Annotated in this window: 18 protein-coding genes; 6 read left to right on the forward strand and 12 right to left on the reverse strand. The window is 67.8% G+C overall.

Going from position 1 to position 14735, the window contains the following annotated elements; translation table 11 throughout:
• Position 1 precedes the first annotated feature (1 nt).
• Together EL493_RS08850 and EL493_RS08855 are read right to left on the reverse strand one after the other, a co-directional pair.
• On the reverse strand, positions 2-697 hold the full coding sequence (locus tag EL493_RS08850) for a nuclear transport factor 2 family protein (RefSeq protein WP_019045250.1): 696 nt from the start codon (positions 695-697) through the stop codon (positions 2-4).
• A 142-nt stretch (positions 698-839) separates the two neighbouring features.
• Positions 840-1736 (reverse strand): phenylalanine 4-monooxygenase, encoded by an 897-nt coding sequence (locus EL493_RS08855; protein ID WP_019045251.1) that lies wholly within the window; start codon positions 1734-1736, stop codon positions 840-842.
• Between the two features lie 258 nt (positions 1737-1994).
• Here EL493_RS08855 and EL493_RS08860 point away from each other — a divergent pair, with 258 nt between their 5' ends.
• Together EL493_RS08860 and EL493_RS08865 are read left to right on the forward strand one after the other, a co-directional pair.
• Positions 1995-2186 carry a type II toxin-antitoxin system VapB family antitoxin gene (locus tag EL493_RS08860; protein ID WP_019045252.1) on the forward strand — a complete coding sequence of 64 codons (192 nt, stop codon included), beginning with the start codon at positions 1995-1997 and terminating at the stop codon, positions 2184-2186.
• A 68-nt stretch (positions 2187-2254) separates the two neighbouring features.
• Complete coding sequence (locus EL493_RS08865; protein ID WP_019045253.1) at positions 2255-2923, forward strand: JAB domain-containing protein; 669 nt, start codon at positions 2255-2257, stop codon at positions 2921-2923.
• A gap of 6 nt (positions 2924-2929) precedes the next feature.
• On the opposite strand, the gene EL493_RS08870 is transcribed toward EL493_RS08865, so the two are convergent.
• On the reverse strand, positions 2930-3946 hold the full coding sequence (locus EL493_RS08870) for a DUF6670 family protein (protein WP_019045254.1): 1017 nt from the start codon (positions 3944-3946) through the stop codon (positions 2930-2932).
• A 186-nt stretch (positions 3947-4132) separates the two neighbouring features.
• On the opposite strand from EL493_RS08870, the gene EL493_RS08875 reads away from it, so the two are divergent.
• Entirely contained in the window at positions 4133-4735 is a 603-nt protein-coding gene (locus tag EL493_RS08875; RefSeq protein ID WP_022567353.1) for a TetR/AcrR family transcriptional regulator, read from the forward strand.
• On the opposite strand, the gene EL493_RS08880 is transcribed toward EL493_RS08875, so the two are convergent.
• Positions 4732-5901 (reverse strand): hypothetical protein, encoded by a 1170-nt coding sequence (locus EL493_RS08880; RefSeq protein ID WP_019045256.1) that lies wholly within the window; start codon positions 5899-5901, stop codon positions 4732-4734. The two genes, EL493_RS08875 and EL493_RS08880, sit on opposite strands and share 4 nt — an antisense overlap.
• Before the next feature lie 79 nt (positions 5902-5980).
• Between EL493_RS08880 and EL493_RS08885 the strand changes: the two genes are divergently transcribed.
• Complete coding sequence (locus tag EL493_RS08885; protein WP_022567354.1) at positions 5981-6796, forward strand: alpha/beta fold hydrolase; 816 nt, start codon at positions 5981-5983, stop codon at positions 6794-6796.
• 1 nt (position 6797) lies between these two features.
• On the opposite strand, the gene EL493_RS08890 is transcribed toward EL493_RS08885, so the two are convergent.
• Positions 6798-7514 carry a TetR/AcrR family transcriptional regulator gene (locus EL493_RS08890; RefSeq protein ID WP_019045258.1) on the reverse strand — a complete coding sequence of 239 codons (717 nt, stop codon included), beginning with the start codon at positions 7512-7514 and terminating at the stop codon, positions 6798-6800.
• Positions 7515-7542: 28 nt separating this feature from the next.
• Positions 7543-8772 (reverse strand): cytochrome P450, encoded by a 1230-nt coding sequence (locus EL493_RS08895; protein ID WP_019045259.1) that lies wholly within the window; start codon positions 8770-8772, stop codon positions 7543-7545.
• A gap of 148 nt (positions 8773-8920) precedes the next feature.
• Here EL493_RS08895 and EL493_RS08900 point away from each other — a divergent pair, with 148 nt between their 5' ends.
• A complete protein-coding gene (locus tag EL493_RS08900) occupies positions 8921-9820 on the forward strand; it encodes a fructosamine kinase family protein (protein ID WP_019045260.1) in 900 nt (299 codons plus the stop codon).
• A gap of 9 nt (positions 9821-9829) precedes the next feature.
• On the opposite strand, the gene EL493_RS08905 is transcribed toward EL493_RS08900, so the two are convergent.
• The 6 genes from EL493_RS08905 to sdhC form a co-directional block, all read right to left on the reverse strand.
• Positions 9830-10264, reverse strand: coding sequence for a PIN domain-containing protein (locus EL493_RS08905; protein WP_019045261.1), 435 nt, complete (start codon positions 10262-10264; stop codon positions 9830-9832).
• Positions 10261-10470: a type II toxin-antitoxin system VapB family antitoxin gene (locus tag EL493_RS33855; protein WP_019045262.1), complete on the reverse strand. Its 210-nt coding sequence runs from the start codon at positions 10468-10470 to the stop codon at positions 10261-10263. Before EL493_RS33855 ends, EL493_RS08905 begins: the two co-directional genes overlap by 4 nt.
• Before the next feature lie 151 nt (positions 10471-10621).
• Positions 10622-11392 (reverse strand): succinate dehydrogenase iron-sulfur subunit, encoded by a 771-nt coding sequence (locus tag EL493_RS08915; RefSeq protein WP_019045263.1) that lies wholly within the window; start codon positions 11390-11392, stop codon positions 10622-10624.
• The gene (gene sdhA, locus EL493_RS08920) at positions 11392-13161 is read right to left on the reverse strand and encodes a succinate dehydrogenase flavoprotein subunit (RefSeq protein ID WP_019045264.1); all 1770 of its coding nucleotides are present in this window, start codon (positions 13159-13161) and stop codon (positions 11392-11394) included. Before sdhA ends, EL493_RS08915 begins: the two co-directional genes overlap by 1 nt.
• A gap of 16 nt (positions 13162-13177) precedes the next feature.
• Entirely contained in the window at positions 13178-13612 is a 435-nt protein-coding gene (locus EL493_RS08925) for a succinate dehydrogenase hydrophobic membrane anchor subunit (protein ID WP_019045265.1), read from the reverse strand.
• Position 13613: 1 nt separating this feature from the next.
• The gene (gene sdhC / locus EL493_RS08930; protein ID WP_022567356.1) at positions 13614-14018 is read right to left on the reverse strand and encodes a succinate dehydrogenase, cytochrome b556 subunit; all 405 of its coding nucleotides are present in this window, start codon (positions 14016-14018) and stop codon (positions 13614-13616) included.
• A 289-nt stretch (positions 14019-14307) separates the two neighbouring features.
• On the opposite strand from sdhC, the gene EL493_RS32965 reads away from it, so the two are divergent.
• Positions 14308-14721: a cytidine deaminase gene (locus EL493_RS32965; protein ID WP_022567357.1), complete on the forward strand. Its 414-nt coding sequence runs from the start codon at positions 14308-14310 to the stop codon at positions 14719-14721.
• Positions 14722-14735: the final 14 nt, after the last annotated feature.

Consider the following 14735-nt stretch of genomic DNA (forward strand, 5'->3'; position numbering starts at 1 on the left):
CCTATTCCGCGGCGCCGTGCTGCACGGGGCAGCCGTGCGCGAGCGGGCCGAGCAGCTTGTTGTTGTCGTAGAAGTGCTCGAGCTCGAGGATGCGCAGATCCTCGCTGACCCGGGCGATGGTCACGCCGAACATCTCGATCTGCTCGCCGGTGGGCTGGTGGCCCTTGTATTCGCCCTCGTAGCGGCCCCAGTGCCGCCAGCGGAAACTCACCGTCGGCGGGCCCGACAGCACCTCGATGACCTCCCAGAAGAAGCCGCCGGGAAACGCGGTGTGGAAGACCTTGTGTGAGGACTCGAAGGTCTCGTTCGCCGCCTCGTAGTAGGGGTTGTCGCCGATCAGGATGTTGTAACTGCCGATCCGGGCGAATTCCTCGGCGTCCTGCCACTCGCCGCCGTTGACCCGGCCGCGGTACTGCTCGGCGACCACCGACAGCCAGGTGGCCGGGTCGCCCTTGTGCGATACCTCCATCTCGAAGACCTTCACCAGATCCTCGACGATCGCCTCGAGCGAACCTGGGGCGTGCTCGGTGGAGCGCTCGCGCGGGATCACCTCGTGACTCAACTCGTAATCGGGGACGTTGCCGCGCCATTCGGTCGGTGCCGCGGCGGCGATCACCGCCTCACGACCCTGCAGCCACAGCGGGGTCTCCGGTTCGGGGTTCTGATCGGCTTGCGTATCCGTAACGTCGACAGTCATTTTCGGTCTACCCGACCCTTTCGAAAAGCTCGTAGAACCGGTCGAAAGTAACAGTTCGGATACGCGCACGCCTGTCGCGTCTCACCAGGTGAGAAATGGTGATTGATCGAACTGTGTTCTGTGACAACGATTTCGGATGTCGCTACGGCACCGCGTTGTGGTGATGCCCAAGCCTGGCCGGTGTCTCGTCGTCCATGGTCGCGAAGAATTCGCCGAGCACGTCCACGAGCTGATCCACCGAATCCGCGCAGAACAATTCCGGCTGGTAATGGGTGATGTCGTAGGAGATGGTGCCCATCGCCGCCACGTCGAGCGGGCGTAGCCGGGCGTGGCGGAATTCGTCGATCTCGCCGTAGGAGGACAGCAGTCCGGCTCCGTAACAGCGGATCTCGCCGTCCTCGCGGACGACGCCGAATTCGAGCGAGAACCAGAACACATCGGCGAGGAATTTCAGCGCGGTGTCGGTCTGCAACCTGGTGACCGCTTGGCCGACGGTCTCGTAGAGGGCGGCGAAGCGCGGACTCGCGATCTGATTGGCGTGGCCGATGATCTCGTGGATGGCGTCGGGCTCCGGGGTGTACAGCGGCGCCGAGTGATGCCGGATGTACTGGGTGGAGTGGAAGATCCGGTCGGCGAACGAGCCGAAGAACTCACGCAGCGGGACCAGTCCCGCCGCAGGTACATAGCTGAATCCGGTGAGCGGGCCGAGCAGTCGCGACACCTCGTCGAGCTGGGGGATGTGATCGCGGGGGAGGGCGAGTGCCTCCGCGGCCGCCCTGACCTCCGTGCACGCGTAGATCTCGTGCTTGCGGGCCAGTTCGGCCGAGGCGATCCGCCACACCCGTTGCTCGTCGTCGGTGTAGTCGATCCGAGGTACCGCGCCGCCGGGCCGGTAGTCGAGGGCGAGCGCGGCGATGGCGTTGCGCCGCGTCCTGTAGTCGGCGTCGTCGACACCGGGGTGTTCGGCGCTCAGATGCACGGTGACGTCGCCGTCGCGCTCGCGCGTCACCGGCGAGTACAGCTGTGCCTCGTCGAACATGCCTCAAGGCAAGCACCGCGCCCGCGGGCCGACAACCACGACGCGCACAACTGTGCAAACTGTCTAGTACTCGGTGTGCGCGCGGTCCCATTCCGGCCATCATCAGCGTTTTCTGTGTGCTTGCTGAATACCGATCCTCGCGGCTCCGCCGGGTAGCTGTGCGGACTTGCGAACGCGGGCATTCGGTAACGACGCGGTGAATCGGCGGACGCGCGCCGACCCGGTAACGCAAGATTGCGATCAGACGAAGGAGGACGATTGCGATCCCTGCGGATAGATCTCGATCAGCACCTGCTCGACGCCGCCGCCGACATCATGGGCACGGCCGACAGCAACGCGACCGTCAACGAGGCGCTGCGCCGCATCGTGGTGCACGAGCGCCAGCTCCGTAATCTCGAACGGCTGATGGCCGATTCGATCTTCAGTGCGACGCCGGTGGCCGAAGGTTAGCTCGGCCCGCCGAAGCTGTCGGTGCCCGCTGGGATGATCGGTGCCGTCACCGATCAGCAGGGGGAACGATGTCGGTACCGATCACGAATCTGCCCGTCGCCCAGCGGCCACGCGAGCGGTTGCTGCTGCACGGGCCGCAGGCGCTCAGCGATGTCGAGCTGCTCGCGCTGCTGCTCGGGCAGGGCACCAGGGGCCGGTCCGCGCTCGAGCTCGCGGCCGAATTGCTCGGCGAATACACCGGATTGGCCGAGCTGGCGGGCGCGCGGCCGGAGGAACTCGCGCGCAGGGCGGGGATCGGGCCCGCCAAGGCGGCGACGGTGATCGCCGCCTTTCACCTGGGCAGCAGAACACGGACGACGGCGGCGGCGCCGCAGCTCACCGCGCCCGCCGACATCGCGAGTGTGGCGGTCCCGCTGTTCGCGGGCGCCAGGGTCGAGCGCCTGCTCGTGTTGATCTGCGACGCCAGGCATCGCCTGCGTCATCGCGCCTTCGTCGCCGAGGGCGCCATCGACCGCGTCGCCGTCCCGGTCCGGGAGATTCTCAATACCGTGCTGCGCCACGACGGCCGCGCGTTCGCCGTGGTCCACAACCATCCCTCCGGTGATCCCGCGCCGAGCGACGACGACCGCAGGGCCAGCTCGCTGCTCGCGGGCGCGGCGGACACGGTCGGCCTGCGCTACCTCGACCACATCGTGGTCGCCGGCGAGACCTGGGCGACCGCACCGCCGCTCACCTGACGCGGGTCAGCGATCGCCGATGCACTCGATGTAGCCGGTGCCGTCCACCGGCCTGCCGCGGAACCGGCCGGTGTAGCGGTAGCTGCCGACGTAACCGCCTGCCATGCCGTACACGTAGTCGTCGTTGGTCGTGCCGTCGATGTGGATGAGCTCGGCGCCGTGCTCGTCGTCGACGCGCCAGGAGAAGTCCGTGGCCAGGCTCATCGACAGGTCGTTGGGGGTGCGCCGCGGGGTGGGCTCCACCCGGTGGACCTCGTACCGGAAGTCGTTCTCGTAGGTCCCGCCGTGGTCGTCGAGCGAGCGGACGTACACCGAGCGCTGCACCGGGACGCCGAGTGGGCCGAGCACCTCGGTCATCAGTACCTGGGTCACCTCGTCGATATTGAGGATGTGGTACGTGAAGTAGCTGAACGGCAGTGCCACGTCGGCGCCGCGCGCGTACTCGAGGGTGTTGAGCCCGGCGATCTCGGTCGTCTTGCCGTAGTAGGTGACGGTGCCCTCGTACCGGCACAGCAGCGACCAGTGGTCGTAGAGCCCGCCGCGCAGCTTGGCGAAGTGGGAGACCTTGTCGGTGGCGCGCACCCGCAGGTCGAGCTCGAACTCGGGGTTGCGGTAGGCGACGGTGAAGTGCGGGTAGTGGCCTTCGAGCTGGAACTCGTCGCCGAAGCGGACGACGCTGCCGTCGGGGGCCAGCTCCAGATCGCGGCTCACCTGGTAACCGCGGAACTGGCCGGGGAACTGCACACCGGCGCCGACGAGCAGATTGGCGGTGTCGGCGGCGGTCGTCTCGATGAGGTGATCGTTGCGCCACAGAGCGATCCGGGGCTGTCCGATGACGGTGATCACGTCGATGAAGTTCAGTGGCGCGGGCAGGTTCGGCAGCATCAGGCCGTAGTGCACCGTGGCGTAGCGGCCGCGCGGTGGATGGAAGGGCGTCGCCGGATCGAAGGGTGTTCCGCGCAGGGCGTAGGAGCCGGAAGCGCCGCGCTGGGCGGCATGCAGCAGGACGTCTGTGACACTCATCGAGATTCCTTTCGCAAACACCGATGTATGCGTAACTAGAAGTATCAGAAAGATATGACTCTGAGGTCATATCCGCAAGTGTGTGCTGGATCACCCCGGCAGGGTGTCGGCGACGCCGCAGGGGCCGACCGCTACCGTCGATCCGGATCAGGCGGGCGGACGGCCCGCCGCGAGTGAGGTGAGGCGATGGCGGGCAGGTCGGGCAGCAAGGGAATGCCGCGGGGTGAGCGGGAAGCGCAGATTCTCGACGCCGCGGCGGTCGAGTTCGGCACCCGTGGCTACGCCTCGGTCCTTGTCGTCGATGTCGCCAGGCGCGCCGGAGTGTCCAAACCGCTTGTCCATCAATACTTCGCCACGAAAGACGGACTGTGCGCGGCGTGCGTCGAGCGCGCGGGCGCCGCCTTGACCAGCGGCATCGCCGCGGCGATGACCACACCGGGCCCGAGTGTCCGCACCGCGGCGGGCGCGGTGCTCGACGCCGTGTTCACCGCGCTCGAACCTCGCCCGCACGACTGGAACGTGCTCTACGACCGCAGCGTGCCCGCGGGCACGGCGGCCGCCACCGTCGCCCGCCGGTATCGCAGGCTCATCGCCGAGCAGGCCGCCGCCGGGGTGTCCTCGGCGTTCGCCGGCGGCTCGCCGACCGATCCGCGCGACCTCGAGGTGCTGACCCGGGTCTGGATGAACAGCGTCAGCGCGGTCGTGTCGTGGTGGCTGGACAATCCCGATCAGACGGCCGAGCAGATGCGCGAGCGAGCGCATCGCGTGCTCGCGCATCTGCTCGGCTAGCCCTCGATGTCGGCCGCGCGCAGCCGGGCCATGGCCGCGTCGTCGGGCCAGCGCCGCGCCTCGAAGCGGGTGGGCTCGATCGTGGGCAGCGGGGTCAGGCCGAGGATCTCGACGACGGTGGGGAACGGGACCGTGCAGACCAGTTCGACCTCGTCGTTCGCGTCGCGGCGCAGGAACCGCACGACATCGGTCTCGGGGAGCAGGTATTCGACGCCCTCGCCCCACACCACCGAGGTGAACGCGCCGTCGGTGGACTCCTCGTAGTTGACCGTGGCCGCGTAGGCGGGCTCGATGTCGAGCTCGGGCAGCTCGAGGAAATCCTCGAAAGTGGTGTTCAGGTAATCGGTCTGGAGGCTGTACTCGGTGGCCGCCAGGCCGGCGCGGGCGCGCAGCGCGAGCGGTAGCGACGGGTGCGCGCCCGCCTCGTCGAACGGGACGACGGAGCCGTTCTCGTCGACGGTGTAGCCCTGCGGCGACACCGGGCGGGCGGCGTCGCGGTACTGCTGTTCGACCATCTCGAACACGCCGACCAGCAGTTCCGGATCGTCCGGGACGACGAGCAGCGAATCGTTCTCGGCGATGAAGGCGACCGGCCGGAACGCCCCGCCCGCGTAGCCCGCCAGCCAGCCGGGGACCAGCAGCCAGGAGGCGCAGTAGGAGTCGCCGCTGTCGACGAAGCGCACGATCTGCAGGTCGTCGGGGGAGCCGGGCCGGGCCAGCGCGGTCAGGTTCGCGCGGGCGGCGGCGAACACCTGCTCGGTGCTCACCCCCCAGTCGGCGGCCGCCGTGGCCGAGACGAACGTCCGCGTGCGCGGCAGGTCGACGACCACCACCTCGTCGACGAACGGGAACGCGGCCCGGCGCAGCGGGCGCGGGCCGTCCTGGCCCAGCGTCACCGGCCGCAGCACCGAGCGCAGCAGCGGACGGACCGAGTCCCAGTCCGCGGGCACCTCGTCCGAACTGGTCATCGCGAGGACGAAATCGCTGATGCGTTCCGCGCGGGCCTCCGCGTCCAGCTGTTGGCACTCGCGAAAGATGTTGTCCAGGTACATGACCCGGCCGTCACTGTGATGCACGCTGAACTCGTCGGCGGAGTATTCGGCGTCGTCGACCCCGTGCGCCCGCACACTCGTCATCACGGTCTGCACGAACTGCTCGCGCTCCATACCCACTCCCCATCCCGATCGGTTACGGCCTCGATCTTGGCCCACCGCACCGACAGAGTCGAGGGATAGACTGCGTGGGGTGGCTGTCAGGTCCGGTCGTTCCGGCGGAGCCCGCCGGGTGGTCGCGGGCGATACCAGCCTGGAAGTGATCGTCGAGGGGGCCGGGGCGCCGCTCGTCCTGATCCAGACCGGGCTGCTCGCCGAGGAATGTGCGCCACTGGCGACCGCGTTGAGCCGCGACTTCACCACTGTCCGTTACCACCGGCGCGGCTACGCGGGCAGCGACCCGGTCACCGGGCCCGGCTCGATCGTCCGGGACGCGCGCGACTGCGCGGCGTTGCTCGGCGCGCTCGCGGTCGACTCCGCGCACGTGCTCGGGCTCTCCTACAGCGGGGCCGTCGCCGTACAGCTCGCCGCCGACGCGCCGGAGCTGGTCCGCTCGCTGATCCTGATCGAGCCGCCGCCGGTGCACGTCGCCGAATTCCGCGCCGTCACTGGCGAACTCCAGCGGGAGTACCGGGTGGCGGGCGGCGCGGTCGCCCTCGCGCACCTGATGGGGATCGTCAGCGGGCCCGACTGGCGCGACATCCTCGACCGGCAGCTGCCGGGAGCCAGGGCGCAGGCGACGGCCGACGCTGGCACCTTCTTCGCCACCGATCTGCCCGCGCTGCTGAACTGGACCTTCACCGCCGCTGAGGCGGCCCGGGTCCGGGCGCCGGTGCTCTACCTCGGCGGGACGGCGAGTGGTCCGTGGTTTGCCGAGGTGCACGCACGGATCACCCAATGGTTCCCGCGCGCCGAATCGGTGCTGGTCGACGGGGCCGACCACGGGCTGGCGCTCACCCATGCCGCCGCGCTGGCCACGGCGATCACCGCGTTCGCGGCGCAGCGGTGACTCAGCGGGCGAACCCGGTGGTGCGGGCCAGATCCGCGAGCATGGCGTCGAACATCACCTCGGGATCGGCCAGCGGGATCGGGTAGTTGCCGAAGACCTCGAGGGTGACATGGCCGAACAGCCGCGCCCAGATCTGCACCATCAGATACGTGACGCCCAGGTCGAGCTTCTCGGCGGGGAACTTCTGCCCGGACTCGGACAGCATGGCCAGCAGCTCGGTCTGGAAGCCGATCAGGTCGTCGCGCAGCGCCGCCGGGATGGTCTCGCCGGGCGGGGTGGCGATCTCGAAATTGGCCAGCAGCCTGCCCGCCGCGGCCAGGAAGATCCGCCCGAACGGTTCGCCGAAGCGGCGCATCATCTCCGGACCGGAGGTGGGCGAGGCGAACACCAGGGTGTATTCCCGGGGATTGGCCAGCGCCCACCGCCGAAAGCCACGGCAGATGGCGAGGAACTGGACGGCGCCGTCGTCGGGCAGCACCGCGATCTCGGCCGAGAGGAACCCGGCCAGATCGGTGCAGAACTGCGTGCGCAGCCGCTCGATCAGCTCGTCGCGGGAGGCGTAGTGCCGGTACAGCGCGGGCGCGGTGACGCCGAGCTCCCTGGCGATGGCGCGCAGGGTCACCGCGTCGGGCCCCTGCGCCGCCAGCAGTGCCCTGGCGACCCGCCGGATGTCGGTGTCGGTCACCACCGGCGCCCGGCCACGTGCCTTGCCCGTCACCCGGCCACCCCCTCGATCATGGTTCGGTTCAAGCGTATTCGACCTCCCAGCGCTTGATGCCGTTGAGCCAGCCACTGCGCAGCCGCACCGGGTCGGCGACCTGGCGCAGATTCGGCATCGCGTCGGCAATGGCATTGAACATCAGGTCGATCTCCAGGCGGGCCAGATTGGCGCCGACACAGTAGTGCGTGCCGGTGCCGCCGAAGCCGACGTGCGGGTTGGGGTTGCGCAGCACGTCGAACTCGAACGGGTTGGTGAAGGCCTCCTCGTCGAAGTTGGCCGAGCTGTAGAACAGGCCGATGCGCTGCCCCCGCTTGATCTGCTGCCCGCCGAGTTCCAGGTCGCGGGTGGCGGTGCGCTGGAAGGCGGTCACCGGGGTCGCCCAGCGCACGATCTCGTCGGGCGCGGTGCGCGGGCGCTGCTCCTTGTACAGCTCCCACTGCTCCGGGTTGTCGACGAAGGCCTTCATGCCGTGGGTGATCGAGTTGCGGGTGGTCTCGTTGCCCGCGACGGCGAGCAGGATGACGAAGAACGCGAATTCGTCCGAGCCGAGATGCTCACCGTCGACGTCGGCGTTGACCAGCTGGGTGACGATGTCGGCGGCCGGACAACCCCGCCGCTGCTCGGCCATGTTCCAGGCGTAGCCCATCACCTCGGCGGTGGCCACGTGATGGTTGCCCTCGAACTCCGGGTCGTCGTAGGAGATCATCTGGTTGGTCCAGTCGAAGATCTTGCGGCGGTCCTCCTGCGGGACGCCGAGCAGTTCGGCGATCGCCTGCAGCGGCAGTTCCACGGCCACCTGTTCGACGAAGTCACCGCGCCCGGACTTCTTGGCCTCGTGCACGATGCGCTCGGCGCGCTCGGTCAGCGCGGCCCGCAGGTTCTCCACCGCGCGCGGGGTGAAGCCCTTGGACACGATGCGGCGGATCTTGGTGTGCTGCGGCGGATCCAGATTCAGCATCAGCATGTTGCCGAGCATGTCGATCTGTTCGCGGGTGGTCTCCTCGTTGAACCGGATGATCGCGGTGTTCTCGTGCGAGGAGAAGTCGTCGGGGTTCTTGGAGATCTCCTTGATGTCGGCCAGCTTGGACACCACCCAGTAGCCGCCGTCGTCGAACCCGCTGGCGCGGTCCGGCTGCGCGCACCACCAGACCGGGGCGGTGCGCCGCAGCTCGGCGAACTCCTCGATCGGCAAGCGGGCTGCGAGCAGGTCGGGATCGGTGAAATCGAATCCCGCGGGGATGTTGGTGCTGGTCACGGCTGTCTCCTCCGGTCCGGTAGACGTGATGTGGAACACGTCCGTGACGATGAAACCACGTTTCGACCCTTTATGAACAGTGTTTAGTAATACCTGTTTATAAACGAGGTCGACCGATTCCCCGCGTCGACGGGTGCGGCTGGGCACAATGGCGGCCGTGGACCTGCCGTTTCTGCGGGACAACCCGCACCTGCTGCCGACCTTCCTGGCGCATCAGCGCCTGCGCACCACCCCCGTCGGTGGCGGGTCCATCGCGGTGACCGAACGGATCGGGCTCGACGACGGCGCGCAGCTGTTCCTGAAGACCTGGCCGGGTGGTGTCGCGGCGGCGCCCACGGACGGTCCCGTCGCTGCCCCGCCCGGCTTCTTCGCCGCGGAGGCCGCCGGGCTGCGCTGGTTACGCGAGGCGGGCGGGGTCGCGGTGCCCGAGGTGTACGCCGCGACCGACGACCTGGTGCTGCTGGAATGGGTCGAGCACGCCACCCCCACCCTGGCCGCCGCCGAACGCTTCGGCCGTGACCTGGCCCGCACCCACCAGGCGGGCGCCCCCTCCTTCGGCGGCCCCGCCGACGGCTATTTCGGCAGCATCCCGATGGACAACACCCCCGGCGACGACTGGCCGGCCTGGTTCCGGGAACGCCGCATCCTGCCCTTCCTGAAACTCGCCGTCGACGCGGGCGCCCTCGAGCCCGCCGACGCCACCGTCGTCGAGTCCATCCACATCGAAGCCCCCACCGAACCTCCGGCTCGCATCCACGGCGACCTCTGGCCCGGCAACATCCTCTGGGGCCCCGCCGACACCCCCTACCTCATCGACCCCGCCGCCCACGGCGGCCATCCCGAAACCGACCTCGCCACCCTCACCCTCTTCGGCGCCGCCCCCCACTACCCCCGAATCATCGCCGCCTACAACGAAATTCACCCTCTGTCCCCGGACTGGGAGACCCGCATCCCCCTGCACACCCTCCCCATCCTCCTGATCCACGCCATCCTCTTCGGCCCCTCCTACCGCTCCGCCGTCCTGTCCGCGGCAGCCCCCTACCGCTAGCGGACACGATCAGCTGATGCTGCCTGCCGGGACGACCCAGACGTGCGGCTGGCGGGTGACGGCGGCGATGTGTTCGAAATCGCGGTCGTAGTGGACGACGACCGCGTCGTGGTACTCGGCGACCGCCGCGGTGAGCAGGTCGACGAGACCGGCACTGCGGTGCAGTCCCTTCTTGGCCATGAGGAGCTGAACTTCCCTGGCGCGTTGGGCGATCGAGTCGTTCATCGGCAGGTCGTGGTACAGGGCGCGGCGGCGCTGTGCGATGTTCTGGACATCGGCCAGGTTGCGGCCCGAGTAGCCCGCTTCGAGGTCGATGGTGACACACGTGGCGGCCGCGCGGTCCGCGATGAGTCCGGCGAGGACGGTACGGACGGACTCGTGCCGGATCCTGGCGGCTGCTGAGGTGTCGACCAGATGCAGTCGCAGCGGAGTGGCCTCGATCAACGCCGGGCCCGGCGCATCACCTCGGGGTCGTCGATATCGGGGCCGACACCGAAGCCGTACGGGTCGTCGAGGACCTGTTCGATGCGGCGACGGCGCTCGGCGACGAACTTCAACGCCGCGTTGACCGTGTCCTTCTTGGTGGTCGTCCCCAGTTCCTTGGCGGCCAAGGCCAGGGCTTCGTCGTCCAGGTCGATCATGGTCTTCATATGTCTCACGATATTTCCCCCGCAATATCAGCAGCAATACTCGTGGAGTATTCGAGACCGCATCGCGATCGGATCGGTCCTGTCGATGGTCGCGAACGGCGAAGGCCGCCGCCATCTGTCGATGGCGGCGGCCTTCGGAGACCGGGGGAGGTCAGCGGGTGAAGAGCAGGGCCCGCTTGACTTCCTGGATGGCCTTGGTGACCTCGATGCCACGGGGGCACGCGTCGGTGCAGTTGAAGGTGGTGCGGCAGCGCCACACGCCCTCGACGTCGTTGAGGATGTCGAGGCGCTCGCGGGCGCCTTCGTCACGGCTGTCGAAGATGAAGCGGTGGGCGTTCACGATCGCGGCCGGGCCGAAGTAGCTGCCGTCGCTCCAGTACACGGGGCAGGAGGTGGTGCAGCAGGCGCACAGGATGCACTTGGTGGTGTCGTCGAACCGGGCACGGTCGTGCTGGCTCTGGATGCGCTCGCGGGTGGGCTCGTTACCCGAGGTCATCAGGTACGGCTTGACGGCACGGAACGCGTCGAAGAACGGCTCCATGTCGACCACGAGGTCCTTCTCCACGGGCAGGCCGCGGATGGGCTCGACGGTCATGGTGAGGGTCTTGTCGCCCTTGGGCAGCAGGTCCTTCATCAGCACCTTGCAGGCCAGCCGGTTCACGCCGTTGATCCGCATCGCGTCCGAACCGCACACCCCGTGGGCGCAGGAGCGCCGGAAAGTGAGGGTGCCGTCCAGGTAGGACTTGATGTAGATCAGCACGTTGAGGAAACGGTCGGTCGGCAGGACCGGCACCTGGAACGAATCCCAGTGCGCGCCCTTGTCGTTCTCGGTGCTGAACCGGGCCACCTTGACGGTGACCATGACCGAGCCCTCGGGAACGGGCGCCGGCTTCTGCGTGGTGGGTTCGGCTACAGCAGTCATCAGTACTTACGCTCCATCGGCTCGTAGCGGGTCTGCACCACCGGCTTGAAGTCGAGGCGGATCTCGGAGATGAGCTCCGGACCCTCCTTGTAGGCCATCGTGTGCCGCATGAAGTTGACGTCGTCGCGGTCCGGGTAGTCCTCGCGCGCGTGGCCGCCGCGCGATTCCTTGCGGTTGAGCGCGCCGACGACGGTGACCTCGGCCAGCTCCAGCAGGAAGCCCAGCTCGACGGCCTCGAGCAGGTCGCTGTTGTAGCGCTTGCCCTTGTCCTGCACCGTGATCCGGGTGTAGCGCTCCTTGAGCGTGTGGATGTCGGTGAGGACCTTCTTGAGGGTCTCCTCGGTGCGGAACACGCCCGCGTTGGCATCCATCGTGGCCTGCAGCTCGGTGCGGATGTCGGCCACGCGCTCGTCGCCGTGGTCGGACAGGATCAGCGCCAGCCAGTCCTGCACCATCTTGGCCGGGTCCTCCGGCATCTCGACGAACTCGGTGCGCTGGGCGTACTCCGCGGCGGCGATACCGGCGCGCCGGCCGAAGACGTTGATGTCGAGCAGCGAGTTGGTGCCGAGGCGGTTCGCGCCGTGCACGGACACGCAGGCGCACTCACCGGCGGCGTACAGGCCGGGGACCACGTCGGTGTTGTTGCGCAGCACCTCGCCACGGATGCGGGTGGGGATACCGCCCATCACGTAGTGGCAGGTCGGCATGACCGGCACGAGCTCCTTGACCGGGTCGACGCCCAGGTAGGTGCGCGCGAACTCGGTGATGTCGGGGAGCTTCTCCTCCAGGACGTCCTCGCCGAGGTGGGTCACGTCGATGTAGACGTAGTCCTTGTTCGGACCGGCGCCGCGGCCCTCGGCCACCTCGAGCACCATCGAGCGGGCGACGATGTCGCGCGGCGCGAGGTCCTTGATGGTGGGGGCGTAGCGCTCCATGAAGCGCTCGCCGGAGGCGTTGCGCAGGATGCCACCCTCACCACGGACCGCCTCGGAGATGAGGATGCCCAGGCCCGCGAGGCCTGTCGGGTGGAACTGGTGGAACTCCATGTCCTCGAGCGGCAGGCCCTTGCGGAACACGATCGCCATGCCGTCACCGGTCAGCGTGTGCGCGTTCGAGGTGGTCTTGTACATGCGGCCCGAGCCGCCGGTGGCGAACACGATCGACTTCGCGTGGAAGACGTGGATCTCACCGGTGGACAGCTCGTAGGCGACGACGCCGGTGGCGACGGGGCCGCGCTCGGTGTCGGTCATCACCAGGTCGAGCACGTAGAACTCGTTGTAGAACTCCACGTCGTGCTTGACGCAGTTCTGGTACAGCGTCTGCAGGATCATGTGACCGGTGCGGTCGGCGGCATAACACGCGCGACGCACGGGCGCCTTGCCGTGGTCACGGGTGTGGCCACCGAAACGACGCTGGTCGATCTTGCCCTCGGGCGTGCGGTTGAACGGCAGGCCCATCTTCTCCAGGTCCATCACCGCGTCGATGGCCTCCTTGGCCATGATCTCCGCGGCGTCCTGGTCGACCAGGTAGTCACCACCCTTGACGGTGTCGAAGGTGTGCCATTCCCAGTTGTCTTCTTCGACGTTGGCCAGCGCGGCGCACATGCCGCCCTGGGCCGCGCCGGTGTGGCTACGGGTCGGGTACAGCTTGGTCAGGACCGCGGTACGGGCGCGGGGGCCGGCCTCGATCGCCGCGCGCATACCCGCGCCACCGGCGCCGACGATGACGACGTCGTAGCGATGCTCCTGAATCGGACGGGATTCACTCATGCGAGGTGGCCTGTTCCTAACCTGTGATGGTGGGGTCGAAGGTGAAGATGACGTACGTGCCGACGCCCACGACCAGGATCATCGAGACCGCGAGAATGGTCTTGAGCCAGAACCGGGTGGAGTCCTTGCGGGAGTAGTCATCGATGACGGTGCGCAGACCGTTGCCGCCGTGCAGCTGAGCCAGCCACAGCATGGTCAGGTCCCAGATCTGCCAGAACGGGCTGGCCCAGCGACCGGCCACGAAGCCGAAGTTCAGGCGCTTCACGCCGCCGTCGATCATCAGCATGATGAACATGTGGCCGAGCACGAGGACGATCAGCAGCAGGCCGGAGAAGCGCATGAACAGCCACGCGTACTTCTCGAAGTTGTTGTTCGAGCGGGCCCGCGGCGAGCGGGGCGCGTCGAGGCTGGCCGGGCGATCGTAGGACTTGCCGAGGACAGGTGCAGACATATCAGTGCTCCGTCAGCAGGTAGAAGAACTGGCGGCCGATGCCGGCGGCCGAGACCAGGACCCAGATGGTCAGCACGATCCACAGCATCTGCTTCTGGAAGCGCGGACCCTGCGACCAGAAGTCGACCAGGATCACGCGGACGCCGTTGAGCGCGTGGTACAGCACCGCGACGACCAGGCCCATCTCCATGAGCGCGACCAGCGGGTTCTTGTACGTCTCGATGATCCGGTCATAGGTATCCGGGTTCACCCGGACCAGTGCCGTGTCCAGCACGTGGACGAAGAGGAAGAAGAAGAGCGTGACACCGGTGATCCGGTGCAGCGCCCAGGACCACATGCCAGGGTCGCCGCGGTACAGCGTCTTCCGCTTCGGCTGGGCCGGAGCCGGAGCTTCTATCGTGGTCATAGAGTGCGGTGCCTCCAACGTCGTTGATGGACCCGGTCACAGATCCGACGCCGGCTGCGTGGAGAGGCAAATGCCCAGGTGGCTGCGCTGTGTTCTCGAGCGCTGGCCCGCCGCCGGGAACCTGAACCGATCTTCGGCTGACTCTAATCCTCTCTGTTTCGCGGAACTAATTCGGCGTGCCGTGCGTTGCGTGCGAATCGGCCGAGTTAGGTTTACCTTTCTCCTTGCCGGATACTGGTGCGAAGGCCCGTTCGCCGACGCGTTCGGCGGGATCGGCTGGAGGTTCACGGTGCCCGAAATCGACTGGAATACCTTGCATGACAAGGCAATTCACGCTATGGGTGAGGCGTATGCCCCGTACTCGGGTTTCCCGGTGGGCGCGGCTGCTCTCACGGCGGACGGCCGAATTGTGAGCGGTTGCAATGTGGAAAATGTCTCATATGGACTAACCCTGTGTGCCGAATGTGTACTCGTCGGTAACTTATTTGTGACGGGTGGGGGTCGTCTCGTCGCCGTTTCGGTGACCGATTCCCGGGGCGAAATCCTGATGCCGTGCGGGCGCTGCCGACAGCTGCTGTTCGAGCACGGTGGGGGCGCGCTGCTCGTCGACCACGCGGCGGGGCCCAAGCCGTTGCGCGAGCTGCTTCCGGACGCGTTCGGTCCGGACGACCTGGCGGCCGGTCGGACTGGCAAAGGCCGGTAACCACTGATTTAGTG

The organism is Nocardia asteroides (assembly GCF_900637185.1).
Taxonomy (GTDB): Bacteria; Actinomycetota; Actinomycetes; order Mycobacteriales; family Mycobacteriaceae; genus Nocardia; species Nocardia asteroides.

What these genes read in the sequence shown, in the direction of transcription:
- EL493_RS08900 (WP_019045260.1), top strand. Translation starts at nt 8,921, where the DNA reads ATGGCGGCCGTGGACCTGCCGTTTCTGCGGGACAACCCGCACCTGCTG.
- EL493_RS33855 (WP_019045262.1), bottom strand. Translation starts at nt 10,470, where the DNA reads ATGAAGACCATGATCGACCTGGACGACGAAGCCCTGGCCTTGGCCGCC.
- EL493_RS08855 (WP_019045251.1), bottom strand. Translation starts at nt 1,736, where the DNA reads ATGTTCGACGAGGCACAGCTGTACTCGCCGGTGACGCGCGAGCGCGAC.
- EL493_RS08880 (WP_019045256.1), bottom strand. Translation starts at nt 5,901, where the DNA reads ATGGAGCGCGAGCAGTTCGTGCAGACCGTGATGACGAGTGTGCGGGCG.
- EL493_RS08850 (WP_019045250.1), bottom strand. Translation starts at nt 697, where the DNA reads ATGACTGTCGACGTTACGGATACGCAAGCCGATCAGAACCCCGAACCG.
- EL493_RS08925 (WP_019045265.1), bottom strand. Translation starts at nt 13,612, where the DNA reads ATGTCTGCACCTGTCCTCGGCAAGTCCTACGATCGCCCGGCCAGCCTC.
- EL493_RS08870 (WP_019045254.1), bottom strand. Translation starts at nt 3,946, where the DNA reads ATGAGTGTCACAGACGTCCTGCTGCATGCCGCCCAGCGCGGCGCTTCC.
- EL493_RS08875 (WP_022567353.1), top strand. Translation starts at nt 4,133, where the DNA reads ATGGCGGGCAGGTCGGGCAGCAAGGGAATGCCGCGGGGTGAGCGGGAA.
- sdhA (WP_019045264.1), bottom strand. Translation starts at nt 13,161, where the DNA reads ATGAGTGAATCCCGTCCGATTCAGGAGCATCGCTACGACGTCGTCATC.
- sdhC (WP_022567356.1), bottom strand. Translation starts at nt 14,018, where the DNA reads ATGACCACGATAGAAGCTCCGGCTCCGGCCCAGCCGAAGCGGAAGACG.
- EL493_RS08865 (WP_019045253.1), top strand. Translation starts at nt 2,255, where the DNA reads ATGTCGGTACCGATCACGAATCTGCCCGTCGCCCAGCGGCCACGCGAG.
- EL493_RS08915 (WP_019045263.1), bottom strand. Translation starts at nt 11,392, where the DNA reads ATGACTGCTGTAGCCGAACCCACCACGCAGAAGCCGGCGCCCGTTCCC.